At 62.2% G+C, this 21,893-nt stretch carries 29 protein-coding genes; 18 read left to right on the plus strand and 11 right to left on the minus strand.

Translation table 11 applies throughout. The features are described 5' to 3' along the window. Window positions 1-22: 22 nt before the first annotated feature. The 9 genes from G342_RS25940 to G342_RS0105550 all read left to right on the plus strand — a co-directional run bounded on the left by G342_RS25940 (window position 23) and on the right by G342_RS0105550 (window position 6,205). Entirely contained in the window at window positions 23-277 is a 255-nt protein-coding gene (locus tag G342_RS25940; protein ID WP_156830816.1) for a hypothetical protein, read from the plus strand. Next, window positions 274-567 carry a winged helix domain-containing protein gene (locus tag G342_RS0105515; RefSeq protein WP_018182112.1) on the plus strand — a complete coding sequence of 98 codons (294 nt, stop codon included), beginning with the start codon at window positions 274-276 and terminating at the stop codon, window positions 565-567. The genes G342_RS25940 and G342_RS0105515 overlap by 4 nt, the downstream gene beginning before the upstream one ends. Beyond that, complete coding sequence (locus G342_RS0105520; protein ID WP_018182113.1) at window positions 564-869, plus strand: hypothetical protein; 306 nt, start codon at window positions 564-566, stop codon at window positions 867-869. The genes G342_RS0105515 and G342_RS0105520 overlap by 4 nt, the downstream gene beginning before the upstream one ends. After that, window positions 866-1,081, plus strand: coding sequence for a hypothetical protein (locus tag G342_RS25945; RefSeq protein ID WP_018182114.1), 216 nt, complete (start codon window positions 866-868; stop codon window positions 1,079-1,081). Before G342_RS0105520 ends, G342_RS25945 begins: the two co-directional genes overlap by 4 nt. Next, window positions 1,053-2,027: a DUF7146 domain-containing protein gene (locus G342_RS0105530; protein WP_026304155.1), complete on the plus strand. Its 975-nt coding sequence runs from the start codon at window positions 1,053-1,055 to the stop codon at window positions 2,025-2,027. The genes G342_RS25945 and G342_RS0105530 overlap by 29 nt, the downstream gene beginning before the upstream one ends. After that, window positions 2,024-3,325: an AAA family ATPase gene (locus G342_RS23345; RefSeq protein ID WP_018182116.1), complete on the plus strand. Its 1,302-nt coding sequence runs from the start codon at window positions 2,024-2,026 to the stop codon at window positions 3,323-3,325. The genes G342_RS0105530 and G342_RS23345 overlap by 4 nt, the downstream gene beginning before the upstream one ends. A gap of 149 nt (window positions 3,326-3,474) precedes the next feature. Beyond that, the gene (locus tag G342_RS0105540; RefSeq protein ID WP_018182117.1) at window positions 3,475-3,687 is read left to right on the plus strand and encodes a hypothetical protein; all 213 of its coding nucleotides are present in this window, start codon (window positions 3,475-3,477) and stop codon (window positions 3,685-3,687) included. A gap of 132 nt (window positions 3,688-3,819) precedes the next feature. Beyond that, window positions 3,820-5,166: a DUF1254 domain-containing protein gene (locus tag G342_RS0105545; protein ID WP_245557224.1), complete on the plus strand. Its 1,347-nt coding sequence runs from the start codon at window positions 3,820-3,822 to the stop codon at window positions 5,164-5,166. A 10-nt stretch (window positions 5,167-5,176) separates the two neighbouring features. Then, the gene (locus G342_RS0105550) at window positions 5,177-6,205 is read left to right on the plus strand and encodes a DUF1254 domain-containing protein (protein WP_018182119.1); all 1,029 of its coding nucleotides are present in this window, start codon (window positions 5,177-5,179) and stop codon (window positions 6,203-6,205) included. 324 nt (window positions 6,206-6,529) lie between these two features. Here the strand turns inward: G342_RS0105550 and G342_RS0105555 are convergent, their stop codons facing one another. Next, on the minus strand, window positions 6,530-6,790 hold the full coding sequence (locus G342_RS0105555) for a BrnA antitoxin family protein (RefSeq protein ID WP_018182120.1): 261 nt from the start codon (window positions 6,788-6,790) through the stop codon (window positions 6,530-6,532). 489 nt (window positions 6,791-7,279) lie between these two features. Here G342_RS0105555 and G342_RS0105560 point away from each other — a divergent pair, with 489 nt between their 5' ends. Both G342_RS0105560 and G342_RS0105565 read left to right on the plus strand, forming a co-directional pair. After that, window positions 7,280-7,936, plus strand: a complete 657-nt coding sequence (locus G342_RS0105560) for a GIY-YIG nuclease family protein (RefSeq protein ID WP_156830817.1) — start codon at window positions 7,280-7,282, stop codon at window positions 7,934-7,936. A 272-nt stretch (window positions 7,937-8,208) separates the two neighbouring features. Continuing rightward, on the plus strand, window positions 8,209-9,414 hold the full coding sequence (locus G342_RS0105565) for a hypothetical protein (protein ID WP_156830818.1): 1,206 nt from the start codon (window positions 8,209-8,211) through the stop codon (window positions 9,412-9,414). A gap of 268 nt (window positions 9,415-9,682) precedes the next feature. On the opposite strand, the gene G342_RS25175 is transcribed toward G342_RS0105565, so the two are convergent. From G342_RS25175 to G342_RS0105590, 5 genes are read right to left on the minus strand one after another with little or no spacing between them, the layout of a single operon-like run. Then, on the minus strand, window positions 9,683-10,330 hold the full coding sequence (locus G342_RS25175; RefSeq protein ID WP_018182123.1) for a hypothetical protein: 648 nt from the start codon (window positions 10,328-10,330) through the stop codon (window positions 9,683-9,685). A gap of 7 nt (window positions 10,331-10,337) precedes the next feature. Beyond that, a complete protein-coding gene (locus tag G342_RS0105575) occupies window positions 10,338-10,967 on the minus strand; it encodes a hypothetical protein (protein WP_018182124.1) in 630 nt (209 codons plus the stop codon). Further along, window positions 10,964-14,269 (minus strand): hypothetical protein, encoded by a 3,306-nt coding sequence (locus G342_RS0105580; protein ID WP_026304157.1) that lies wholly within the window; start codon window positions 14,267-14,269, stop codon window positions 10,964-10,966. Before G342_RS0105580 ends, G342_RS0105575 begins: the two co-directional genes overlap by 4 nt. Then, window positions 14,269-15,303 carry a hypothetical protein gene (locus G342_RS0105585; RefSeq protein ID WP_018182125.1) on the minus strand — a complete coding sequence of 345 codons (1,035 nt, stop codon included), beginning with the start codon at window positions 15,301-15,303 and terminating at the stop codon, window positions 14,269-14,271. The genes G342_RS0105580 and G342_RS0105585 overlap by 1 nt, the downstream gene beginning before the upstream one ends. Beyond that, window positions 15,303-15,485, minus strand: a complete 183-nt coding sequence (locus G342_RS0105590; protein ID WP_018182126.1) for a ribbon-helix-helix protein, CopG family — start codon at window positions 15,483-15,485, stop codon at window positions 15,303-15,305. Before G342_RS0105590 ends, G342_RS0105585 begins: the two co-directional genes overlap by 1 nt. A 258-nt stretch (window positions 15,486-15,743) precedes the next feature. On the opposite strand from G342_RS0105590, the gene G342_RS25180 reads away from it, so the two are divergent. Both G342_RS25180 and G342_RS0105600 read left to right on the plus strand, forming a co-directional pair. After that, window positions 15,744-16,613, plus strand: coding sequence for a DUF4747 family protein (locus G342_RS25180; protein ID WP_018182127.1), 870 nt, complete (start codon window positions 15,744-15,746; stop codon window positions 16,611-16,613). A 31-nt stretch (window positions 16,614-16,644) separates the two neighbouring features. Beyond that, complete coding sequence (locus G342_RS0105600) at window positions 16,645-17,112, plus strand: hypothetical protein (protein WP_018182128.1); 468 nt, start codon at window positions 16,645-16,647, stop codon at window positions 17,110-17,112. A gap of 178 nt (window positions 17,113-17,290) precedes the next feature. Here the strand turns inward: G342_RS0105600 and G342_RS0105605 are convergent, their stop codons facing one another. Genes G342_RS0105605 through G342_RS26550 form a run of 3 tightly spaced genes read right to left on the minus strand, consistent with a single transcriptional unit; the run spans window position 17,291 to window position 18,700 of the window. Next, window positions 17,291-17,728: a thermonuclease family protein gene (locus G342_RS0105605; RefSeq protein WP_018182129.1), complete on the minus strand. Its 438-nt coding sequence runs from the start codon at window positions 17,726-17,728 to the stop codon at window positions 17,291-17,293. Continuing rightward, on the minus strand, window positions 17,725-18,417 hold the full coding sequence (locus G342_RS0105610; protein ID WP_018182130.1) for a hypothetical protein: 693 nt from the start codon (window positions 18,415-18,417) through the stop codon (window positions 17,725-17,727). The genes G342_RS0105605 and G342_RS0105610 overlap by 4 nt, the downstream gene beginning before the upstream one ends. After that, window positions 18,410-18,700 carry a helix-turn-helix domain-containing protein gene (locus G342_RS26550; protein WP_281170436.1) on the minus strand — a complete coding sequence of 97 codons (291 nt, stop codon included), beginning with the start codon at window positions 18,698-18,700 and terminating at the stop codon, window positions 18,410-18,412. The genes G342_RS0105610 and G342_RS26550 overlap by 8 nt, the downstream gene beginning before the upstream one ends. A 111-nt stretch (window positions 18,701-18,811) precedes the next feature. Between G342_RS26550 and G342_RS25950 the strand changes: the two genes are divergently transcribed. The 5 genes from G342_RS25950 (at window position 18,812) to G342_RS0105640 (ending at window position 20,107) form a co-directional block, all read left to right on the plus strand. Continuing rightward, a complete protein-coding gene (locus G342_RS25950; protein ID WP_018182132.1) occupies window positions 18,812-18,979 on the plus strand; it encodes a hypothetical protein in 168 nt (55 codons plus the stop codon). Between the two features lie 74 nt (window positions 18,980-19,053). Further along, window positions 19,054-19,320 (plus strand): hypothetical protein, encoded by a 267-nt coding sequence (locus G342_RS0105625; protein WP_018182133.1) that lies wholly within the window; start codon window positions 19,054-19,056, stop codon window positions 19,318-19,320. Between the two features lie 30 nt (window positions 19,321-19,350). After that, window positions 19,351-19,599 carry a hypothetical protein gene (locus G342_RS0105630; RefSeq protein ID WP_018182134.1) on the plus strand — a complete coding sequence of 83 codons (249 nt, stop codon included), beginning with the start codon at window positions 19,351-19,353 and terminating at the stop codon, window positions 19,597-19,599. Next, entirely contained in the window at window positions 19,596-19,865 is a 270-nt protein-coding gene (locus G342_RS0105635) for a hypothetical protein (protein WP_018182135.1), read from the plus strand. Before G342_RS0105630 ends, G342_RS0105635 begins: the two co-directional genes overlap by 4 nt. Continuing rightward, a complete protein-coding gene (locus G342_RS0105640; protein WP_018182136.1) occupies window positions 19,862-20,107 on the plus strand; it encodes a hypothetical protein in 246 nt (81 codons plus the stop codon). The genes G342_RS0105635 and G342_RS0105640 overlap by 4 nt, the downstream gene beginning before the upstream one ends. Window positions 20,108-20,303: 196 nt before the next feature. Here the strand turns inward: G342_RS0105640 and G342_RS26555 are convergent, their stop codons facing one another. Next, on the minus strand, window positions 20,304-20,438 hold the full coding sequence (locus tag G342_RS26555) for a hypothetical protein (RefSeq protein ID WP_281170437.1): 135 nt from the start codon (window positions 20,436-20,438) through the stop codon (window positions 20,304-20,306). Between the two features lie 95 nt (window positions 20,439-20,533). Further along, window positions 20,534-21,253: a hypothetical protein gene (locus tag G342_RS25190; protein WP_018182139.1), complete on the minus strand. Its 720-nt coding sequence runs from the start codon at window positions 21,251-21,253 to the stop codon at window positions 20,534-20,536. Window positions 21,254-21,893: the final 640 nt, after the last annotated feature.

Below are 21,893 nucleotides of genomic sequence, written 5' to 3' on the forward strand. Positions count from 1 at the left end.
CTCCAAGCCCTGAGGTCCACTCATGAAACCTGCAACGACGATGCGCCCGGACGTGCGGCGCACGCCCCCACGAACGGCAAAGGCCGCGGCTGCTGACACAGCGCACGGCCTTCAGAATATCGATCACCTTGGCGGGCTGATCGGTTCGGAAGATATCTCCACTCCCTCGCTTCGACAAGCTGCCAGTCGCCTGCAAGCGCGCTTCGGCATGTCGTTCTCAACCGCGACGGTCACTGCCATCTGCGCCGGCCTCGCTACCCGTGAGGTCCACCAATGAGCAGCATCGTCAAACTCAAGCTTCGTGTCGGCGGTGAAGATGGCCGTATCCTGATCCTCAAAGGGCGAGTGGCCTGGATGGTTGACCGCCTGATTAAGGCGGGGCCGCTCGGCACCACCAGCGTCGAAAGCCCAGCGCCTCGGGTCAGCCACTATGTCTTCAAGGCCCGGCAGGCCGGCCTGAACATCGAAACGGTTGACGAGGCCCACGCCGGAGCCTTTAGCGGCACCCACGGCCGCTATTTCCTCCGGTCGACGGTTGAGGTTCTGGAAGAGGAGCGCGCGGCATGAGCGTCGTCGTCGATTTTCCGGGCTCCTCCGCAAAACATGCCGCCCGCATCCAGCAGCGCTTGCAAGACCTCTTGGATGAGCAGTCGGCTCTTCTGGTTCAGGCGGGTCGGGACATGGCCGCAATCATCGCGCCCGACGCCTCAAAACTGTCGCCGGCCGATCTGCAGGCTGTCGCGCAGGCCGTGGCTGACGAAGTTAGGCGGCTCAGTCTCGAAGGGGGTGTATCGGCCGAGCGGGCCAACTACTTCGCGGAGACGGTGTTTCTCTCCATCGGCGATGCCCTCCTGGGAGGCGCGGCATGACGGCAACCATCCACCGCTTCCCGCCGCCCAGCGGCTATTCGCTCTGGGGCAGCTGCGACATGGACGGCAAGCCCATCTGGTTTGTCGACCTCTGCGACAGCGATGGCGTCGTGCACGAGCAATGGCAGTTCAACACCAAGGCCGAAGCTGACACCTTCGCGGCCGCGAAAAGAGGAGGCGCCCATGCAGGGCTTCCCCCTCAATGCGCGTGAAGTCGCGGCTGCCTTGGGAGGGGACGTCACAGGAAGAAACAGTGTATCGGCACCAGGCCCCGGGCATTCCCGGGCCGACCGGTCGCTGTCGATAATGATTGATCCGAGGGCGCGCGGCGGCTTTGTCGTGACGTCCTTCGCGGGCGACGACCCGCTAGAATGTAAAGACCACGTTCGGGGACGGCTCGGCCTCGAGGAGTGGCGGCCAACGAGGAAGGACGATGCCGCGCCGATCGATTTCGTCAACCGCTTGGAAGAGCGCGTCAGGAAATCCGTCGGCACAACGTCTCCGAACGCCGGCCCATCTGACCCGGACAGCGACCGGCTCTTTCCCATCGCCATGCGCATGTGGGGCGAGGCGACCACGGCCAAAGGCTCGCTGGCAGAGACATACTTGCAGGCGCGGGGGCTGTGGATCCCATCCGTCGTCCTCGCCGGCGACCAGCTTCGGTTTCATCCTTCCTGCGCCTTCAAGCTGAAGGATGGGGCGCGACTGAATGCGCCCGCCATGCTGGCGCTGATGACGGATGCGGAGACGGGCGAGCCTCGCGCCGTGCACCGGACGGCGCTTTCCCCTGCAGGGGGCAAGCTGGATGACCCTCGGCTCGGCAATCCGAAAAAGATGCTCGGCCGGGCTCGCGGCGCCGTCGTTCGTCTCTGCCCGGCGCCAGGCCCTAACCTCGCCATCGCCGAAGGCATCGAGAATGCGCTGGCGGCCGTCTGCGGGGGGCTTGGCACGGTCTGGGCGGCGGGTATGGCGGCGAACCTTCAAAGCCTGCCAGTGCTCGCCGGAATCGACGCGTTGCGCATTCTCGCAGACGCGGGTGCTGCAGGCGAAAAAGCTGCTTCCGAATGCGGCGGCCGCTGGCTTGAGGCTGGCCGACAGGTCGAAGCCATCTACCCTAAGACCGGCGACTGGAACGACATGATGAAAGGCTCCCCATGAGCGCAACGCCCGAAACAATCGACGAAGGCCGGACCATCTTTCATCCGGAGAGCGGCAACCGCGTGCTGAAGTTCGAGCACGCCATCGGCCGGCGGCAGACATTCGCCAAGGCGCCTAGCCCGAAGACCATCAGCGCCACGCCCTTCGTCTTGCGTGACCCTGCTCTAATCCCGCAGCGCGACTGGCTCTACGGGCGCCACCTGGCCCGCAAGTTCTTGTCGACGACGGTCGCACCTGGCGGCGTTGGCAAAAGCTCGCTTGTCCTCACAGAGGCGCTGGCGATGGCCAGCGGCCAGAAGCTCCTCGGCCAGTGGTGCGCCCCAGGCCTGCGGGTTTGGTTGTGGAACGGCGAAGACCCGGTAGACGAGATGGAGCGCCGCATCGCCGCGACAGCCCTGCACTACGACATTGCGAGCGGTGATATCGCCGGCCGGCTGTTCGTAGACAGCGGACGCGAGATGGAAATCGTGTTGGCGACGCAGACCCGCGAAGGCACAGCCATCGCCGAGCCGGTCGTGGCCGACATGATCGGGACCATCCGCAAGAACCGCATTGATGTCGTCGTCATCGACCCATTCGTCTCGAGCCACCGCGTCACGGAGAACGACAACAGCGCGATTGACCGGGTTGCCAAGACCTGGGGCCGGATCGCTGACGAGACGAATTGCGCTGTCCAGCTCGTGCACCATGTCCGAAAGACCAACGGCGCCGAAATCTCGGTCGAGGATGGCCGTGGGGCTGTCGCCCTTCTGGCTGCAGCGCGCTCGGCCCGCGTGCTCAATGTCATGAACGAGGACGAGGCTGCAAAGGCGAACGTCGAGAACCGCCGGCTCTATTTCCGGGTGACGGATGGCAAGGGCAACATGAGCCCACCGGCCGAAAAGAGCGACTGGCACAAGATGGAGTCCGTCGACCTCGGCAACGGCCATCTGGGCATGGGCGGCGACAGCATCGGCGTCGTCACGACGTGGGAATGGCCTGACGCGTTCGCCGGCATCGAGACGGCGGACCTACTCAAAGCGCAGAAGGCTATCGACGGCGCGCAGTGGCGAGAGAACGACCAGGCCGGGGATTGGGTTGGGAAGCCCATAGCCCAGGCGCTCGACCTCGATATCGGCTCAGGTCGGACGAGCGACCTCACGCGGGCGCAGAAGGCTGCGAAGGCAAAGATCAAAACCCTGATCCGTGTCTGGCTGGGGTCTGGCGCCCTCGTCTTGGTCGAGGGGCAGGACGCAAAACGGAACGCTCGGAAGTTCGTCGAGGTCGGCGAATGGGCGGTGACTGAGACCTTCCGATAAGGGCCCGCCTCACTGCCACACCACGAGGTGAGGCAAGGTGTGGCATCTCCCCATATTTTGCCTCACCACCACCCTTACCCCCGGAGGGGGTGAGTGGTGTGGCAGTGGGGCACGGCAGTCTCGCAGGTGTGGCGCAGAGGATCAGTTTCATGGCCGACGAACTCGCCGTCTATGACGGCCGCGATTTCATCGGGTCCGCGCGTGGCAGGGTCCTCACGACTTGGTGGCGGATGACCCTGGCGTGGACAGGCTGTGCCTTCCCGGACCAGGCGGCTATGCGCCAGATAGCATCTGGCTCTTTTCGCGCTGTAGCTTCAAAAAATGGCTGCGCAATCAGGCAACGTATGGCGCATTTCAAGTAGACTTGGCATTCTCGTCGCCTACGTTCCGGCTGACGCGCAAGGTGGGGAATAGCAGTAATGGTTCTTTTATCGAGATGGGGTTTCAGGGCCCTTGCCGTTCTTGCTGCTATCTCCGCGGGCGTCTGTACCTCCATGCCTGCCGATGCGCAGGAGGTGTCAGTGACCGAAGCGAGAGCCATAGCCAGCGAGGCCTATGTCTACGGCTTCCCCCTCGTAGACAGCTATCGCATCCAATACTCCTATTTCGTGGACACCGCCGGCGCAGAGTTTAAGGCTCCGTGGAACACCCTGAGCAATACGGCGAGGGTCTACACGCCTGACGACAAGGCGATCCAAACGCCAAACTCCGATACGCCATATTCCTTCTTGGGTGCCGATTTGCGGGCCGAGCCGCTGGTCCTGACCGTGCCGGCCGTCGATAAGGCGCGCTACTATTCGCTCCAGTTCATCGATATGTACACGTTCAACTTTGCCTATGTGGGCAGCCGGGCGACCGGAAATGAGGCCGGCCGCTTTCTGCTTGCCGGACCGAACTGGAAAGGCGAGGCCCCGGAAGGCATCAAGGCGGTGATCCGCTCCGAGACCGAATTTGCCTTCGTGCTCTATCGGACGCAGCTTTTCGATGCTGCGGACATCGATAAGGTCAAGGCGATCCAGGCTGGCTACAAGGTCGAGACTCTCTCGACATTTCTTGGACAGCCGGCCCCACCCGCGCCACCCTCCGTCAACTTCATCAAGCCCCTTACCCCAGAGGCAGAGAAGACGTCGCCGGAGTTCTTCAACGTGCTGGACTTCGCGCTGCAATTCGCACCGATCAATCCCGCCGAAACAGAGATAAGGGCTCGCTTCGCTAAGCTGGGCATCACTGGCAATGGGACATTCGACGCCAAGAAGCTGTCGCCGGAGTTGACCCAAGCGGTCGAGGCCGGCATGGCGGACGCCTGGGCGACCTTCAAGACTTACAAGGAGGCGGAGGTCGACACCGGGAAGCAATCCAGTGCGGATGGCTTTGGCACCCGACAGTTCCTGAACGGCAATTATATGGCCCGCATGTCCGGCGCTGTGCTGGGCATCTATGGAAATTCGAAGGATGAGGCGCTCTATCCCGCCTATTTCGTCGATGCCGCGATGAAGCCTCTGACCGGAACGAACAGCTATACGCTGCATTTCGGACCGGGACAGCTTCCCCCGGTCAACGCGTTCTGGTCGCTGACGCTCTACGAACTGCCGTCGAGCTTGCTCTATGCCAATGCGCTCGACCGCTATCTGATCAACTCATCGATGCTGGACAGCCTGAAGCGCGACCCGGATGGGGGCGTCACTCTTTATGTGCAGCACGAGACGCCCGGCCCGGAGAAGGAAGCCAACTGGCTACCTGCGCCTTCGGGACCGTTCTTCGCCATCATGCGGCTCTACTGGCCCGAAGAGGCCGCTCTCGACGGCGCCTGGAAGGCCCCGGCCTTGACCTCAGACAAGTAGGAAAATGCTCATGCGTGCCAGGATTTTTGTATTCTCGCTCACGACATCGATGCTGCTCTGCGGTGCCGCCTACGCGCAGTCGAGCGACACCGTTCCCGTGACCGCCGATAACTTTTCGCGCGCCGAGAGCGACCTGTACTTTGCTGGCATCGTGAAAGATGGGGGCATTGGAACCTTCTTCCATCACCGCGAACCTGCCCCCATCGATAATCAGGCTGTCATTCGTCTGAACCGCGACACGCTCTATTCGGCGGCCGTATTTGATCTTGATGCCGGCCCAGTCACGGTCACCCTTCCAGATGCCGGCAAGCGGTTCATGTCGATGCAAATCATCGACGAAGACCAATATACGCCTGAAGTGGTCTATGACGCGGGCCCTCACATACTCTCCAAAGAGCAGATCGGTACCCGCTATGTGGTAGCTGCGGTCCGTACCCTGGTCGATCCGAATGACCCGAAGGATCTCGACGCTGTCCGCGCACTCCAGGATGCCATCAAGGTCGACCAACCGGGCGGCCCGGGCAAGTTCGATGTGCCGAAGTGGGATCCTGCCAGCCAGAAAATCGTGCGCGATGCGCTGGTAGCGCTCAGTTCGACGCTCCCCGACACCAAGGGAATGTTCGGTCCCAAGGGCGGGGTTGACCCCGTCCGACGCCTGATCGGCTCGGCCTCGGCCTGGGGCGGCAACCCTGAAAAGGACGCGCTCTACCTGAACGTTTTCCCCACCAAGAACGACGGCAAGACGATCTACCGGCTCGACGTCAAGGACGTGCCAGTCGACGGCTTCTGGTCGGTGAGCGTCTACGATGCGCAGGGCTACTATAAACCCAATCCTCAAAACGCTTACACGCTCAACGACATCACCGCCCAGAAGGCGCCGGATGGCTCGGTCGCGATCCAGTTCGGTGGATGCGAGGACAAGGTCGAGAACTGTCTTCCGATCATGGAAGGCTGGAACTACATGGTCCGCCTCTATCGACCTCAGGCCGCCGTTCTCTCCGGCGGATGGAAGTTCCCTGAAGCAGTTCCCAGCCCGTAAGATGAAGCCGAGGCGGGTCCATATGACAGAGGGGCAGCTTAGTTACGTGGTTGTGACGACGTGAGATGTCGTATCCCGAGTCAGGCGAGGCCACTTCCAGCGCGGCGGCATCCGAACAGCCGCTGCCCCCTAAACGCCAGCCAGTGGACTCCGTACACGATTTGCGCCCGTCGACCGGCCGCCCTTACGGGCATGCATGTGCGCGGCGCGCGTGAGTATCGCCGCCGTTGCCCCAGCTGGATAGGGCTGGGGCTTCCTCAATCCGGGTCACGACCCGATTCGAATGCCTTCGGCGGGGCCCATATTTTGAGAGCGCCAATCCGGTCAGGGCTCGACTTCAGTAGATGCAGCTTCCAAACCATCGACGATAGCTGCGGCGCGCAACGCATCGTTCATCCGATCCTGCCAGCCGGGACCGTCTGCCTGGAAATGCTCAAGCACGTCGCGATCAATCCTGAGCGAAACTAGCTCTTTGGCATTCGGAAGCGCATTCGCCTTGATGTCCGGTGCCCGCTTCTTCTTGGAGAACATTGCCTCGGCGGCCGCGAAGGGGTCCTGGGGGCGACGGGGCCTGTCTGACGACATGGTTTTCTTCCTCGGTTTCATTCCGCCATCTGCAAGACGCCAGAGCGATAGCGGCCATGGTATAGTCACCATGACCATGCCCGACTGCATATCAACCTCCAAACTGGTTAGCGCGAATCGTTTTCACTGTCTTGGCTCGGAAACGGCGGAATTCTGCGGCGGAAGGGTATGATTCCACCGCCCCCAATTTTGGGGAGCCCCCCGAACGCAGCGCCGAAGCTCGCCGTAAGGCCATGAATTGACGAGCGGATTGGGAACCAACTGGTGTTCACACCGGCCCCGCGTTGTGACCTCACCAAAACCTTCGCGCATGTGACCAGGGAAAAATCTTCGCGTTCCAGTTTTAGGGCGTCGGAAAACTCGGTCGCGATGTCAGGTTTTGTCAGGTTCGCACCACCGACACGACTGAAGCTTTCTGAAGTCGCAGGGGCAGGCCAGCTAGTGACCTTGGACCCTGTCCCGGATAGCCTCCAGTATCCGGGGGGCACCATGACCAAGTCAGAGCGCATTCGCGAACTCGCAAGCCAAGGGGTTTCAACAGCGGAAATCGCTCGCCGCCTCGGTATCCGCTATCAGCACGCCTACAACGTCATAGCGGCTATCAAGCCCCGCGCCCCTGCCGTTGAGTCCGGTCCCGAGATAGTCGCTCACCTTCAAGATACGCTGGGCAAACAGAGCGCTCAGAAGCCGCCGCTTCGGGTAGACGTCCTGGTCGCAGCCGGGTTCTCTTTCGCCGGGAGATGGGGCCTCTCCGGCTCCGGCGCACTCGCCCCCGACCAGCCAATCTCAAAAGGGATTGGCGTCTATGCCTATGCCAAAGGTGGCACGGTTCTCTATGTCGGCTTAGCCACAATGGGGCTGTCAAAGCGACTCTACTACTACGGTAAGCCAGGCTCCTCTCAGGTGACAAACGTCCGGCTGAATGGAGCAATCAGGCGAGAACTAGGGTCCGGCGCTGTCATCGACATCTACACCGCCGAGCCACCCGCGCTAGAATGGAACGGCCTACCCATCCATGGTGCGGCGGGCCTTGAGATGGGTCTGATCAAGAAATACACGCTCCCTTGGAATCTCCGCAGTAGTGGGGGTGGGGCTGTAGGCGCGGCGCCTCTCGATTTGCCCCAGCCGGCGGACGAGGTCCTTTAGGACATGTGGGAAGCTCGCACTTCACGCAAGCGCCCGCGAATGCCGTTCGCTATCGCTGCAAATCGTCTGCAGGACTCGCTGTCTCGCTTTCCATGTGTGACGGCTATCTCGGCGACGCTCCGAGGCGAAATCGTCGCCAGGGGACTCTGTAGCCGCCGCAGCGGTTAGGGCTAGCTTTGTGGCCTAATCTTCGGGCGGGCACACTCCCAACAACCACGCTGCAATGCTATGGATATGGTCTCCGCCTCGCACCTATTTGGAGTTGTGGCTCAATGGTCTTGAATGTCGCTCCCGGTGAAGGGAGCGCCGAAGCACAGCTTCCTCCCGTCGACGATCTGAACCTCTTCAGTTGTCTATTCGAATTCCGAACGCGAGACAGTCATTCGCCTAGGGAGAATTTCCTAACTGAATCCTTAGTTTACGTGGTCAGGAGAAACCCTGACGCCATGCGCCGATGGCTTGGGCTCCTCGCTCACATCGATGTGGATGTCGGTACGGTTCAGATAAGCACGCGGCTCTCGCACATGGACGAGGAGGCCGGAACGACGATCTACCCTGATGTCCACGTCTCCGGCCTAGATCTGTCTGGCAGCAGCTTCAATCTGATCGTCGAGCACAAATGGGACTCGCCGTGCAGCAAATCTCAGCTCGAAAAGTATGCCCGCATTGCCAAGCACCAGAGCGGGAGTATCTTGGTGTTCGTCTGCGCAAGCACGTCGGAAAGAGCAATCGCCGACCAGTTCGATGCAGGCAGATTCAGCCATCTTTCATACAGAACCGTTCTCTGGCGGGATGTCTTCAAAGCCCTTGCAGACATTCAGTCGGGCGACCGCACATTGGGGGAGTTCTTGGATTTTATGCTGAAGGAAGGTCTCGGGCCAGATCGGGCCATCTCACTTCAAGAGATGCGGGATTTCATGACCTCAATAAGCTTTAAAGAGCGGATTGGGCGATACTGCCAGCGACTATTGAACGAGCAGAGCTGGGACATCATCCCAGAGGAGCTGCGCTCTCAGCCGGTGGTTCAGGACCGCTTTGGGCGGACCGCAATATTGTTCGCGGAACCTGAGTGGAAGTGCGCGCTTTCGATCGGTTTTCTCTACGATCCAAAAGACCATCGAGTGCAACTTTTGGACCCTGATAGCGTCGACCTGATGGTCCGCTTGGAGGCAAATCCCGCCATCAATCCGCAACCTAGCGAAGTACTGAACCAGCTCGAACTACGTGGTGCACAGCTCCGTGCGCTCGGCGCTACGGTCCAAATCAAGACGATTCCGCCGGCAGCGAAGGCTAACAGGCACACCTTGATACTAATTAGGAAATCGCTGCGTGATCTGATTGCCGGAGTGGAAACTGATGATGGCCAGGTAGAGCTCATCTGGCGGCAAATCGATCAGTGGCTACGAGCCCTCTTTCTTGATCGGAGCCTGGGGTCTGCGCTTGCCGAGTTGAGACCCAGCAGGAGCAAGCCCGACTAGGTGCTCAGGAGAAATTCCCGGGCCGCTCTGTAGAGCGCCCGCATCTCCCGCCGACCTTCGATAGCCTCGACTGTGTGGAGCCCGTGACGATAGAGCCCATGGCGCGGACCTCTCGGCGCGCCACCTCGTGCCCCGTGGCAGCGACAGACGCTCCGGCCGCGAACCGCCGGTGCCTCGCACCGAAGGCCTGTCGACTTCGCCTTCGCGGTGCAACGGGGTGCACCACGGGCAGCGGCGAGACGGTCTATGGGGTTATCTCCGATTTCCTTCATCCCCTCCGGCCTCCCCCGTGCACGTCCCCAATGACGGCTTGGCCGCCTTCCTGCACGGTGACGTTCTGGTGCTGGACGCGGATGGTCTGCTCGCCGCTGGACCGATAGCGCTTCATGGCCTCGACCTGGGCCGTGAACGTCCGCTGCATCTTGGTCGCCATGTTGATGTAGCGCTCCTGGGCATCGATGGTGCTGGCCTTCATCGCCGTTGCGAGCAGCCGCACGGAGGCCTCGTGGACGCCAACCATTTGAACCGCAAGCGCGGCCTCGATTTCATCGGCTGGCTTCAGGCCCCCGACAAATGCCAGGGCAGCGTTCATCTCGTCGCGATCCGTCGCGTTGACTGCCGTGCGAACAAGCCCCACTTGCCGCCAAGCGAAGTCGAAAGAGCTACTGCCGAATGTCTCCTTAAGATGGACCGTGAAGCCTGTCGGATCGTCATGAGGGCAGCACATAAGCGGCGTGCCATCCGCCTGGATCTTCATGTCGACGCGAACAGGTTGGGTCCGGTCTATCTGGCGCGCGGCAGCTTGGCTGATGGCCTTCTGAATGCGTTGGCCAGGCGGTGGTCTGTCGGATACCGGGGCGGGGACATCCGCTTCGGGGTGCAGCGGCACCACCTTGGATTTCGTCGACTTGCCCATTTTCACCTCAATGCAGGGTTGGCAGCAGGTCGCGGCCGAATACCTTCCGGCTGGTGGCGAGGGCGAGATTCCGCGCCGCCCTGGCGGCTAGCCCGAGATCCTTTCCATCATTCGCGGCGGAGTGGACGAACTGCGCCAGCCACGTGATGCCCTCGGGGCTGATGGGCACGATGGTTAGCATCCGGTCGCGGGCCACACTGACGTCAGAGCGGGCGACGTAATAGCGCTCGCGGGCGGCCGGCAGGCCTAGTTCATTCTGCGCCCGGATGCCCCGCTCCGCGTCCTGCCGCAAAGCTTCGTGCGCGGCCGCGGCGAAGGCTTCGATGATGGGGGTGTCCGACACTGGGTCGCCATCGCTGCCCCGACGCATAGTCTCGACCGCCTCATCGATTTCTTCGTGGGTGTGCGCGTAGACGGCGACCGCCTTGCCGTCTTCCGTGGTGACGCCAATCAGGGCGCAGCAGGGCCGACGGGCGTCGTCCGGCAGGATGCCGCACAGGCGGTCAACTTCCTTCTCGGCCGCGTCCAGTTCATCGAGCGCTGCCGCGTACTCGTCATAGGCGATGATGAACAGGTCGTCCGGCTCGTCAGCGATCAGGCTGGCATTCGACGGGATGGCCGAACGCGCGGTGCTCATTGCCCGCCCTCCAGCATGTCGGCCCAATTCGCCGGCTGATCTACCGTAACTTTCAGGGGGTCGTTGCGCGACGAGCCGCCAGGCCCCTCGTGGTTTGTTACGGCCGCGCCCGTCATCGCCGCCTGCTTGTACCGCTTGGCGAGCGCGACGGCCGGCCCGGTGCCGGGTTTGAACTGGCCCTTGTAGAGCAGCAGCGCCGCCCGATCCGGATGCAGCATCGCGTCCCGTACCAGATCGTCGACGCTGTTGATGCCGGCCTGTCGCAGCGCCATTACGGCGTTCGTCCCCAGCACAGCCGCGAGGCCGACGCCGATGCCGCTTGCTGCCGTGGCGACACCGCCCGCCAGCGTGGCGACGACAACCTTCGATAGGATTGTCTGTCGGCTATCACCCTTCGCCGCGGCAAGGGTGTCCTGCGTCGTGTTGGAGCCGCCTGGCAGCTTCACCGCCGTGATTGACCGATTGGCCCGCTGCAAGTCGTCCGCGACCGCCTGCATCCGCTGCAATTCGGTTTCGCTGAAGATTCGCTTCAGGATCGGGCTGTTCTGCTTGATGAAGCTCTGGAGCTGATCCGACTTCAGGAGCGTCCGGCTACTCGTGGCAGCTTCCGTGTTCGAGACCAGCCGGCCGAGCATGTGGTCGACGACCGCCTTGCGCAGGCCTGCCCGGGCCTCCGGATTGGAACTCGTCTCGTTCGCCAGGCGAGCCATGACCGCATTGGCATCCTGCCGCCCGAAGACGCTACCGACCATGCGGGTGATGTCGTCCGGATTGTCCGCCCCGATCAGCTTACCGACGAGGCCCTTCTGATAATCGTCGAGCTGCTGCGCCCGGCGCGTGCCGGCCTCGATGGCGGTCTGCGACGCCTTCTCGACATCGGCGAACTTGGCATTGAGGGCCGGGAAGGCTTTCAGGGCTTCGCCGTGCCGGCGGCGCCAGGCCTCGAGGCGCTTGGGGTCGATGATGCCTTCAGGTGTCTCGGCCGTCCGCCGCATCTGCGACACGGCATAGTCTTGCAGGTGGCCCATCGCCTGGTCATCACCAACCGCCTTGCGGAACTTGGCGATGCTCTCAGCCGACTTCCCGCCGGGGAAGAACAGCTTTTCGGGGACGGCAGCATTTTGCAGGCGGTAGGGGCCATCATTGCCGGAGCGACGGAGGATCGAGCCCATCGCGCCGTCGCCGAAGGTACGGGCGCGCTGCTTCGTCGCCTCGGTCGCGGCGGCTAGCCGGCCTCGTGCGGCATCGTCGAAGTTGGGGACGAGGCCTGCATCTGGCGATAGTCCCGGATCGCCCGCAGCGTTTCGAAGTCCTGCGCCGCCCGGGCTCTCTGCTCCGCGAAGGCCAGGAATGCCGGAACGTCCGCCGCCTCGACCCCCGACAGTTGCGCCAGGATTCGCTCCAGCCTCAAGCCCAACCTCTCGGGTGGCTTTTTGGGCGACCCAGTCATTCGACATCCTCTGCCATGCGGCGAGCATCGTGTCTTCTTCGCGCATCGCCCCGCTGGCGACGGCCTCGGCTTCCTGCGCTGCCTTCTGGGCAATCACGCCGTCGATATCCTGCTGGATAGCCCCGCGAACCCGAGACAGCCGAGCATAAGCGGGGCTCTCGCCGTTTGTCATCATCTCCTGGCGCATTTGCGTTGAGACGCGGGAGCGCAGCGCCGACATGGAGGAGAATCCAATCGCGCCCTTGAGCCGGCCGATGATATCAAAGATGGACGATTCCTCGCCCTCCATGGGCCTCGCCGTCTCGGGCATCTCCTTTCGGATGGTTGCCGCGATATCACGCAGATTGTCGGTACCGAGTGCCAGCTTGCCCTCGGGGTCGACCGCCTTCCACAGCACCTTGGCCCGGTCGCGTTCCGCGGTATCCGCAGCCCGCACTACGGAGCGGATGGCGTCGCCTGATGCCTCGGCCGAGACGTTGCCGCCGAGAGCCTGCGTCTTCGTGCGGGCGTTCTGCATGGCGGCCTGCACCATGGCGTCGCCCTGTCTGTCGATGTTGTCGAATTGCGTCCGCAAAGCCTTCGTCAGCGCCTCGGGGTTGCCGGCAGGCTGGACCGTGCCCAGGCTGTCGAGGCGGGCGGCGTTCTGATCGGCGCGACGCTGATTGAACTCGGCCGGGTTTTCAGCTGAGACGCGGCGTTCTAGGGCACCGAGGCCCATGTCGCCCGTCTGCTGGAACGTGGTCGGCCTGGAGCCCGGGACCATCTCGCCCGGCTGGGACAGGGCCTCGGCGACGGCGCGCGGGTCGGTTGCCGCCTCGTTCAGCATGCGGCCAGCCATGCGCTCCTGCCCGCCGCGATGCATCGGGGCAATCCAGTCGCCGGCAAGCCGCACGCCCTCATTGGCAAGGCGAGGAAGGCCGGACGCCAGCGTTCCGACCGCACCGCTGGCCATGCCGCCAGCGAGGCCGGAGAGCGGGTCGTAGCGGTCGGGAGTGGCCTCCATGGCCGCGACAGCGCCACCACCTGCTGCACCGCCTGCGACAGCGTTCCCGGCGACTGCCGCCGTGCTGCTCGGCCAGCCGAGAAGCTGATACGCCTTCGCCGCGGTTTCCGGGGCAAGCGCTCCTGCCTTGGCGAGGCCACCGACTGCCGCCTGGGGTCCGACCGTGTAGCCGATGCCCTCGCCCACGCCGCGCGCGATACGCTCGCCCGTCGTGTTGGCCTGTACGTTGGCCGGGTCATCGACACCGATGGTTCCGAAGGCATTGGCAATCGACTGGCTGCCTCCGATGGGGTCGCGGATTTCGGAGAGCCCGGCGCCCGTCGCGGCGTTGATGCCTCCGATGCCCTTGTTGAGCGCCCAGGTCATCGCATCGACCGGAGCGCCGGCCGTGGCATAGAGCGCACTGTTCAGGCCCGCCGCGACGTTGCTGGTGATACCGGCGCCCGGCCCCTTCGACTGCTGGTGCAGGGCAATCAGGTCGTCATCGCTCATATCCTGCAGCGAGGCGGCGCCTGCCTTCGCCTCAAGACCAGCCTGCAGCTGGGGCCGCTGGGACTGGGCCTCGATGTCGTCGAACACCCTCGCGACGCGACCCGTGCTGCCGGCCCCGACGCTGGGAGGGTATTGCTGATCCTGCTGCGGGCCAGCGTTCGGAATGACACCCTGACTGCCGGGGCTACCGAGCGGGCGCGCCCGCATCGGTTCGAGATGCGACTGGTCTTTGCTGCTGCCGGCTATCGGCAGATGATCAGCCCAAGATGTATCAGGCTCCGGCCCGGCGGGGCCGCCGCCCTGGCTCTGTGCGTACAGCTCGCGGAGTTCGTCGTCAGAGAGCGATTGCAGATCCATTACATGATCCCCCGGCGGCGCATTTCCGCTGCGATGTCCTGAGGCTGGTAGCTCGGCGCCTGCTGCTGACCGCCGTTCCCGCTGGGAGCCCCGCCGATATCGTCGAGGGACATGCCAAGCGCGGCCTCGATAGCTTCCCTCGAATAGCCCTGCTTGGCGTAGGCGGTCGCCATCTTGCGGGCGGCATTCGTGGCAATTTCCTGCTGGCGAGTGAGGTTCTGGCGGATTGCGGCCGGCGTCATGCCGGGATTGACGTCCGCCTTGTCAAACTCGGCCTTTTCCTGGGCCGTGAGTGCGGCGCCGAAGAGCTGGTTGCGGACAAGGTTCTTGCGGCTCTGATAGTCCTGCCACCAGCCGGCCTGTTCGCCGAGACCGAGGCCCCAGTTGCGGCCGACTGCATTGGTGAAATCGCCGGCCAGAGTGGTTTTGTAACCGCTATAGCCGTCCTGGAAACCTTCGGTCAGACGGCCCATGTCGTCGACCGCCTGGCCCTTGGTGCCAAGATCCTTGATGGTCATGGCGGGAAGCGGCCGCCCGGGCTTTCCTTCGTTTCGCACGCCAGCCAAATTGCCGATTACCGATGGGTCGGCCGGGCCGCCGGGGATGAACGTCAGGCCCCCGCCGTCTGGTCGCGGCTGGTATCCATTCGGGATGTTGGCCGTGCTCGTCTTGGCGCCGCCGACAGGCCGGAAGCCAGTCGGGGATTCCGGGTCGTAGATACCCTTCACCTCGCGGCCAGTGTCCGGCTCGTAGAACGTCTCGATGTTCGGTCGGCTGGCGATGATGTCCTGCCGCTCGGCTGTACGCTGCTGCAAACCGAACATCGCATCGCGATAGGATCGATTGTCTTCGCGGGTCTGGGCGAACTGTTCGTCGCCCACCTGGTCGCGCAGTTTCGAGTAGTCGAAGCGCCTGTCATCTCGGGCGTTGCGGTCGGCCGCCTCCTGAAGCTTGGCGGCATAGTTCCGCTTTTCCTGGACAGCGTCGCCAACGCCGCTGAAGGCATCGAAGAGAAAGCGGCTGTAATCGGCCATCAGTTTGCCCTCCCGGCGCGGGGAAGGCGGCGACGATCAATCTCGCGGTAGCTGTCGATGCCAAGTGTCGAGACGATGGAATCGCGGAACACGCGCGCGACGGACGAGCCGCGTCGATCAGCTTCGGCCCGCACTGCTTCGGACAGGTCCGGCGGTAGGTAGATGGAGAATGTCAGCGGCATCTTAGCCTCCAATGAACTGGATTTCAGTCCATCGATTCTGAGCCGACGCGAGTTTTAATGCAAGAAATTACGTAATTGAAACAAGGAGATATGAGGAGATACGAGGAGATACGGGGGAGGTGCGGTTGGATACGACGGATGCGCAGAAGCTGCCTTCATCAAAGAGACCACAGTCCACTGCGCGCGGAAGCCAATAGCGTGTGAACGGGTTATTGATGAATCCTGTCGCATACCCCCTTACAAAGCTGGAGGGGAGCTATGGCAGACAATATTGTCGTTCAATACTGCGCAGTGAATGTCGCTGCGCATCCGCACCCAACGGGCGTATATTTGACCCTTCTCGAAAAGGCTTCCGGGGCGCAGGTCAATTATTGGGGAGACCACTACGCCAAAATCTCGCCGCCGGTTCAGCGAGAAGACGGCTTCTACCAAGGGCGCCTGGTCACATGGACTGAAATCAACCGCGATGAACCGGCGGTTGACACCCAGCGCCTGGAGGAAGTTGCTTGGGAGGACTTGGAGCTCGATATCCCCGAGAACCTCGGTTTCAATGGCCGGATCTTCTTCTACAGCTTTCGGGAGCGCGACCACACGATGTTCGTGGAGGTAAAAAACGAGTTCGGAAAGAGTGTATCGCCGAAGCGTGTCGAGAACATTCTTGCGGGATTGTTTGCGCCAGAGGTGCAGGGCCTCGACGCACCGCTTGTTGAAGTGACCTTGATCCCTGATGAAGACACCCTAAATCGCATCCTCGCCTTGGACCGGCTGAAACGCCTGGAAATTCATTTGGTCCGCCCGAACGCCGATGACCTCGATGTCGAGGACATACTGGCAGAACTTGACGCGCAGAATGCTAAATCATTGGAAAAGGTCCTAGTGGCCGTTCCAGGAAATGAGGGGCTGCAGCCCGATGAGCGAACAACCGTTGAAGCCAAAGTTGCTGAATTCAACGGCTACGTTGTTGGCAACGGCAACGATGCGGATGGCGAACTGGTGCATCTCAGCACTAAGTCTCACCCTCGTATTTTTAAGCGCTTTCTGGGTGAGTTTGGCTCCGCACTCGGTGCGGCTCTTCTCGTCGCTAAAGAGTCGGTTGTCCGGCGCCGGCGCGACGAAGACCTTATCTAGATATTGGGGGCTCTATGGTGGGCGGAGAGCCTTGCTCCGCTCCCCCTATCTCTATGTCGGCCTTGTGGTCACGCTCATCTGTTGGCCATTCTGGACAGAGACTTCAGACGATGGGCCGGCGTGGGCGCAGGCGGCAATCGAAATCGTCCCGAGCCTGCTAGGCTTCAGCATGGGTGGTATGGCCATCATGCTGGCGTTCTCGAATGCCGCCATATTTTCCACCCTCACCCAGAAGGGCAAAGAGAACTCGCTGTTCCTCAAGGTCATAGCGAATTTCTTTCACTTCATCCTGGTGCAGACAATAGCCGTTCTTCTCGCGCTGATCGGCAAGGCGCATGGAAGCCCGGTGATAGGCTTTATTGGCTTCTGGGCAATGACCTATGCCCTGCTGGTCGCGCTTGCCACCGCTGGCCAACTGCTGCGCACTGCCGAGGTATTTAACAAGGTCGGCGGCATCATGGTGCAGACCAAGGCGCCGGATGAGAAAGAAGGCGAATAGGGCCTATCTTGAAGTGATAGCGAGCCCTTGCACAATGCCGTCCACCGCGCCCGCCTATCGTCGTCAAGAGCGCGGCGGATGGCGGCGAGCTTGAACAAGCTAACCGGGCTCTGCCCGTTGCACCCCGTTGCAAGTTTCTTCGTGTTTTTAGCGTTTTAGGCGCCCGCGTTACCCCCACCTAGCCGCACCAGTGCTCGATCCGGCCGGCCTTGGCGGCTTTGCCCGGCCGATACGGTACAGCCAGCCCCTCCCGCACCAGCACGGCCCCGACATCGCCACCAGCTGTTGCGAGGTTCGCCAGCGTGCGGCCGTAGCGGTCTTTGCGACCCGACCGCTCGATATAAACCGTAGCGCCTCGAAGCAGCTCGGCAACCCGCGCCTTGGCTCGTAGCCCGACCCGCCGCTCGTTTTCACAATTCGGCCGAAACGTCTCGGGCGCATCGATGTCGATGAATCGGGTATTCTCAGCGCACCCTCTCGCCGGCACCGCGCACGGTAGGGCAACCGTGTCTCCGTCGATAACGATCATGCGGTTGCCGTCGATAACCTCGGCATTGGCGGGTGCTGCGGCGGCGCTGATCAACGTCGCAAGTGCCAAGACGGCTACGGGCGTCATTGTGACAGGGCTGCGAGAGGCGAAGCGGTCCAAGCCCAGCCATCAGGGCAGTGCCGTGCGACAATCTTCTCGATGGCCGGTCCAGATACCCTAGCCATAATTGCCTTGGAGCCCCTGAGGCGATCCGCCAGCGCCGTCGTTGCACACCACACTTCCGGCGCCTGGAACATCCTGCAGGCTTCGGCCCACGCCCAAGCCTGGATACCGTGACGGTCCGCTAGCCCTTTGTCTTCCAGCCCGTGGCAGAGCGCCTCCGCATCGCGAGAATCCTTCTGAAATCCGCTGGCGGCGCGGCGAGGGTCGTGGCGGATCTCCGCCACTGTTCCGGCGTAAACTCCAACGAGATACTTGAGGGAACCATCAAGGCCCATCTGGTCAATCATGGCAGAGACCAACACGCGCCGGCCTTTCCGCTCTCCCTTGGCTACGTAGTAGCCGAGCACACCATTGATAGCGCCGAACGGGAAGTAGTGCAGTGAGCCAGCAGGCAGTCCGGCTAGCGTGTGGGCAACAGCATGAGCCGCTTCATGGACCGGCGTTACATCCCAATGATGCGCCAGCCCATCGACGACCTGCCCCACGTCGTCAAGCACATACCAGATGTTCCGCGATGCCTCCTGCAGGCGCTCGATAGGGCCCAGGGTTAGCGACGCGTCCGTCAGTCTAGCGAGAGGCGGCAGCTCAGCCATCGTTCTCGCTCGTCAGCTCGTCGGGGCTCCTTCCCTCGTCGACGGGGGCGGCCCGGTCGCGCCAACGCACACCTGCACCGCCACCATTCTCGGGAATGAACTCGATGCCGGCGGCTTCCAGCGCCCTGACTATCGCAGCGAGGTTGTTTGCCACTGGCACGGACCTGCCTGCCTCAAAATTCCGGACAGTGCTCAATCCCACGTTCGAAGCGGTAGCCAATTGAGCCTGCGACCAGTCAGCGAGGCCTCTAGCAGCTCGGCACTGCGCCGGATTCAGTGTCACTCGATCCTCCTATGCAAACGAATTTCGTTACTCATAACACAAAGCGCTTGACTGAACCAATATGGTCATTTAGGTTAAGGTTAACGAAAAGCGTTATCCGGAGCTGCGTCTATGTCCCGTAGCGAAATGATCCAAGCCCTCATCTCCGAGCAAAACCGCATCGCCTGTGCTGGCGTGCCGATCGACATCCTGACCATCACCGGCTTCATGAACACGGCCGAGGTTGAGGCGCACCTGGCGCACTACCGAGCTTACCGACCCAATGCCCGCGCTGGCTAAGCCGGCCAACTAACCCTCTTCCAGTTCCGCACCACGCAAGCGACGGCAACACCCTTGCCGCGAACGGAGAAGCTATGTCCGCCTTCGACCGCGCTGCCATCATGAGAGAAGCCCACGCCACGGCCCGCCGCTCGGCCAAGCCGGGTCAGTACCGCGAGACCTTCGCTTGGGCACTCCGCAACGCCTGGGATGCAGCAAAGAAGCTCGCGGGCTTCCGCGCCATCTGGGCCGCCCAGACACCGGCCGAGCGCCAGCGCATCGACGCTGCCATGGCGATTGAGGCGAAGGACCGCCTTTCCCATTCCGACCGGCACCGGCTCGCCGAGCTGCGCGCCGCCTGAACTGAACTCCGCATCCAATAGGAACGCTGCATGAATGCCCAGACCCCCACCCTCGACGACATCGAGACCGACACGCACCACCTTGGCCATCTACTCGATGCGCTCGTTGAGAACCTGCTGAACGTCACTCATCCCGCCGGCATCGAGGACCTGTCCAGAGCGGTGGCCCTCTCAATCATCGCTCGCGATATGAGCGAAGCAATCGGGCGCGACCTGGAGGCCGTGCACCAAGCGGCAATCACCGGCACCCGACAGACCAAGGCGAGGGCTGCAGCATGACCGACTCTAAGCAATTCATCTCGCGGGCTTTCGAGTTGGCGGGCGAGATGGAAGACCCGCTTATCGCAATCTCTCAGCTCGTGGCGGCGATAGACCTCATTGCCGAAGCGCTCGACGAGGATCCGGCCAGCGGCGCTATCATGCGCATTGCCTGGACGGTCAAAGACCACATCAAAACAGTAGAAAGCCGTCGCCACGAAATCCGACAACTCTCCCGGCGGCTGGTTCACCCTGACGATGGCGCGCGAAATGCGGTGGCAGCATGAGCACCGCGCAGGAACGAGCCGCCGCGCATGTCGAATGGGCTGTAGCTCAAGGCTATTCGATTGTGCTGGTCAGGGGCAGATATCGGGATGGCAAGGACGGCGTGCTTACGACGTTCGACGCGTCCGAGCCGTACCCGCTGGACGCATCAACCGCCGCGATTGCCGAAAGCTACCAGCCCGACAGCGCGAAGGACCGCGCCGCCCTGAAGGCCGAGTTGATCCACAGGGGGATGGTGCAATGAGCCTCCTGCGCCTTGTCTGCCTCCGCATCCTGTTCCGAGTGGCGTTCAAGCTGCTCGACGCCGAAGAGCGCGCCCATGGATTGGCGCCGATAACCAGGGAGCCACGCCGATGAGCATTCGCCCGAACCATCAGCGATTCTCCCTGTTTCACTCGCGAGCCGCTATCGAGCAGGAGGCCGAGCGGCTGGTAGCGCTGCTAGCCGAGACCGAGCGCGGCCTGGCGCGGCTGCTGGCCGTCCTCGACTGGCTGGACGGTGACGCTGACTACGAGCCCGAAGACGGAAGCGAGGATGACGACGCCGAGCCGTCCCTGGGGGCGCCAGAGAGGCATCCGTCACCGCGGGGGCGGGGCAGGGACTACGCCTGCACGCAGATCCCTTGGGCAGTTGGCGGCGATAGTGACCGGGAGGTCGCGGTTGAGGCCTGCTAACCTTTGGCGACAATCCGCTGAATGGCGGCCAATGCGCCATCTTTCAGCGGGTCCAAATCGTCCACGCGTTTGCGCGCCCATTCGAGCCATTCAGACGCTGATTTGCCGTCTATCAGTTCGCCTCCATCGTGGATCCTGGTCGCGAGCTCGTCGATGAAGGAGCGCGCTACTTCGGCCTTGCGGCAGTTGGCGGAAGCTTCGAGCAAAGCATTCCAGCGGGCCACTTCCCGCTCGGCCTCGATGCGAGCGGCTTCTCGCCTTTGAGCGGCTTCAGCTATCCGATCGGCTCTGGCCTCTTGGCTTTGTTTCTCTTTTTGCCGAATCAGCCTCCCTAGCAGGAAAGCGCCCAAGATTTCGGGGAAGTAGTCTTCTATTTGGGCGTCGGCGGCGTCTTCCCACTTTGAGCGCGTCCCAATGCCATAGGTCGTGATTTCAAATGCCAACCGTCCCGTCCGATGGAACACTTGGCGCTTGGGCTGCCACAGCAAACGATAGATCTCTTCGGTAGGCGGTGGGTTTTCAATGAACTCCTGCCGAAGCCGCTCATTCAGCCTGAAGACAATCTGGCCGTCCTCGTAGACGGCGGCAAAGTGGCGTGTCGCCTCCAACTTGATCTGCCAGCCTTGCTTGGCTAGCTGCTTGAACAGAGCGTCAAGAATTCGAAGTCGCCGCTTATCAGTTGCCGTTAGCTCCTCACTACGGACGATTTCCGCCATTGGACCGTTCGCTATCGTTCCGACGTGCTTGAGCCGAAATTCGACGTCATTCTTAAGCCGAGTAATCAATGGGTGCGGCGTCCGGAGCGTTGAGGCGACGGTGACTGAACTCACGGATGCCGCGATTTCCTCTCTGCAGGAGCGTGGCAGGGGTTCCTCTCTCGGCTGGCTCGGCCCAGGAAACTGGGCCCTTTCTATCCCTCTTTTGGATGGTCCAAGCGGCGGGCGGGCAGGAACAGGCCTATCGGCAGCAATTTTGTTCCAGTACCCGCGCGGGGGCAGTGGGATGTCGGCCTCGACGCAAATTTGCTTGAGCCGAGTGTTTGAAATGCCGAGCCTCGCCGCTAAGTGGATCATCGGCGACTGCCAGACTTCGAGGTATAGCTTCTCTCGGCTCCAGATCATTCGCTCGCTCGTAAATCCGCATAGGAAGCCGAGTGGGCATCATTCGGCCCGGCAGCGGCGCCAAATAGGTGGACTGTGAGGTGGATTGGAGAGGTGGCCATCTCAGCATCTCATTGAAAATACATGAGTTTTTGAGATGTAATGGTGCTGCAAGAGAGGATTGAACTCTCGACCTCTCCCTTACCAAGGTTTATCTCGAAACCTTCTTACGCGTTGTTTTAGCTTCGCTTTCTGA

This window comes from Kaistia granuli DSM 23481 (assembly GCF_000380505.1).
Classification (GTDB): domain Bacteria; phylum Pseudomonadota; class Alphaproteobacteria; order Rhizobiales; family Kaistiaceae; genus Kaistia; species Kaistia granuli.

What these genes read in the sequence shown, in the direction of transcription:
- G342_RS25940 (WP_156830816.1), top strand. Translation starts at nt 23, where the DNA reads ATGAAACCTGCAACGACGATGCGCCCGGACGTGCGGCGCACGCCCCCA.
- G342_RS0105515 (WP_018182112.1), top strand. Translation starts at nt 274, where the DNA reads ATGAGCAGCATCGTCAAACTCAAGCTTCGTGTCGGCGGTGAAGATGGC.
- G342_RS0105520 (WP_018182113.1), top strand. Translation starts at nt 564, where the DNA reads ATGAGCGTCGTCGTCGATTTTCCGGGCTCCTCCGCAAAACATGCCGCC.
- G342_RS25945 (WP_018182114.1), top strand. Translation starts at nt 866, where the DNA reads ATGACGGCAACCATCCACCGCTTCCCGCCGCCCAGCGGCTATTCGCTC.
- G342_RS0105530 (WP_026304155.1), top strand. Translation starts at nt 1,053, where the DNA reads ATGCAGGGCTTCCCCCTCAATGCGCGTGAAGTCGCGGCTGCCTTGGGA.
- G342_RS23345 (WP_018182116.1), top strand. Translation starts at nt 2,024, where the DNA reads ATGAGCGCAACGCCCGAAACAATCGACGAAGGCCGGACCATCTTTCAT.
- G342_RS0105540 (WP_018182117.1), top strand. Translation starts at nt 3,475, where the DNA reads ATGGCCGACGAACTCGCCGTCTATGACGGCCGCGATTTCATCGGGTCC.
- G342_RS0105545 (WP_245557224.1), top strand. Translation starts at nt 3,820, where the DNA reads ATGCCTGCCGATGCGCAGGAGGTGTCAGTGACCGAAGCGAGAGCCATA.
- G342_RS0105550 (WP_018182119.1), top strand. Translation starts at nt 5,177, where the DNA reads ATGCGTGCCAGGATTTTTGTATTCTCGCTCACGACATCGATGCTGCTC.
- G342_RS0105555 (WP_018182120.1), bottom strand. Translation starts at nt 6,790, where the DNA reads ATGTCGTCAGACAGGCCCCGTCGCCCCCAGGACCCCTTCGCGGCCGCC.
- G342_RS0105560 (WP_156830817.1), top strand. Translation starts at nt 7,280, where the DNA reads ATGACCAAGTCAGAGCGCATTCGCGAACTCGCAAGCCAAGGGGTTTCA.
- G342_RS0105565 (WP_156830818.1), top strand. Translation starts at nt 8,209, where the DNA reads ATGGTCTTGAATGTCGCTCCCGGTGAAGGGAGCGCCGAAGCACAGCTT.
- G342_RS25175 (WP_018182123.1), bottom strand. Translation starts at nt 10,330, where the DNA reads ATGGGCAAGTCGACGAAATCCAAGGTGGTGCCGCTGCACCCCGAAGCG.
- G342_RS0105575 (WP_018182124.1), bottom strand. Translation starts at nt 10,967, where the DNA reads ATGAGCACCGCGCGTTCGGCCATCCCGTCGAATGCCAGCCTGATCGCT.
- G342_RS0105580 (WP_026304157.1), bottom strand. Translation starts at nt 14,269, where the DNA reads ATGGATCTGCAATCGCTCTCTGACGACGAACTCCGCGAGCTGTACGCA.
- G342_RS0105585 (WP_018182125.1), bottom strand. Translation starts at nt 15,303, where the DNA reads ATGGCCGATTACAGCCGCTTTCTCTTCGATGCCTTCAGCGGCGTTGGC.
- G342_RS0105590 (WP_018182126.1), bottom strand. Translation starts at nt 15,485, where the DNA reads ATGCCGCTGACATTCTCCATCTACCTACCGCCGGACCTGTCCGAAGCA.
- G342_RS25180 (WP_018182127.1), top strand. Translation starts at nt 15,744, where the DNA reads ATGGCAGACAATATTGTCGTTCAATACTGCGCAGTGAATGTCGCTGCG.
- G342_RS0105605 (WP_018182129.1), bottom strand. Translation starts at nt 17,728, where the DNA reads ATGACGCCCGTAGCCGTCTTGGCACTTGCGACGTTGATCAGCGCCGCC.
- G342_RS0105610 (WP_018182130.1), bottom strand. Translation starts at nt 18,417, where the DNA reads ATGGCTGAGCTGCCGCCTCTCGCTAGACTGACGGACGCGTCGCTAACC.
- G342_RS25950 (WP_018182132.1), top strand. Translation starts at nt 18,812, where the DNA reads ATGTCCCGTAGCGAAATGATCCAAGCCCTCATCTCCGAGCAAAACCGC.
- G342_RS0105625 (WP_018182133.1), top strand. Translation starts at nt 19,054, where the DNA reads ATGTCCGCCTTCGACCGCGCTGCCATCATGAGAGAAGCCCACGCCACG.
- G342_RS0105630 (WP_018182134.1), top strand. Translation starts at nt 19,351, where the DNA reads ATGAATGCCCAGACCCCCACCCTCGACGACATCGAGACCGACACGCAC.
- G342_RS0105635 (WP_018182135.1), top strand. Translation starts at nt 19,596, where the DNA reads ATGACCGACTCTAAGCAATTCATCTCGCGGGCTTTCGAGTTGGCGGGC.
- G342_RS0105640 (WP_018182136.1), top strand. Translation starts at nt 19,862, where the DNA reads ATGAGCACCGCGCAGGAACGAGCCGCCGCGCATGTCGAATGGGCTGTA.
- G342_RS26555 (WP_281170437.1), bottom strand. Translation starts at nt 20,438, where the DNA reads ATGCCTCTCTGGCGCCCCCAGGGACGGCTCGGCGTCGTCATCCTCGCT.
- G342_RS25190 (WP_018182139.1), bottom strand. Translation starts at nt 21,253, where the DNA reads ATGGCGGAAATCGTCCGTAGTGAGGAGCTAACGGCAACTGATAAGCGG.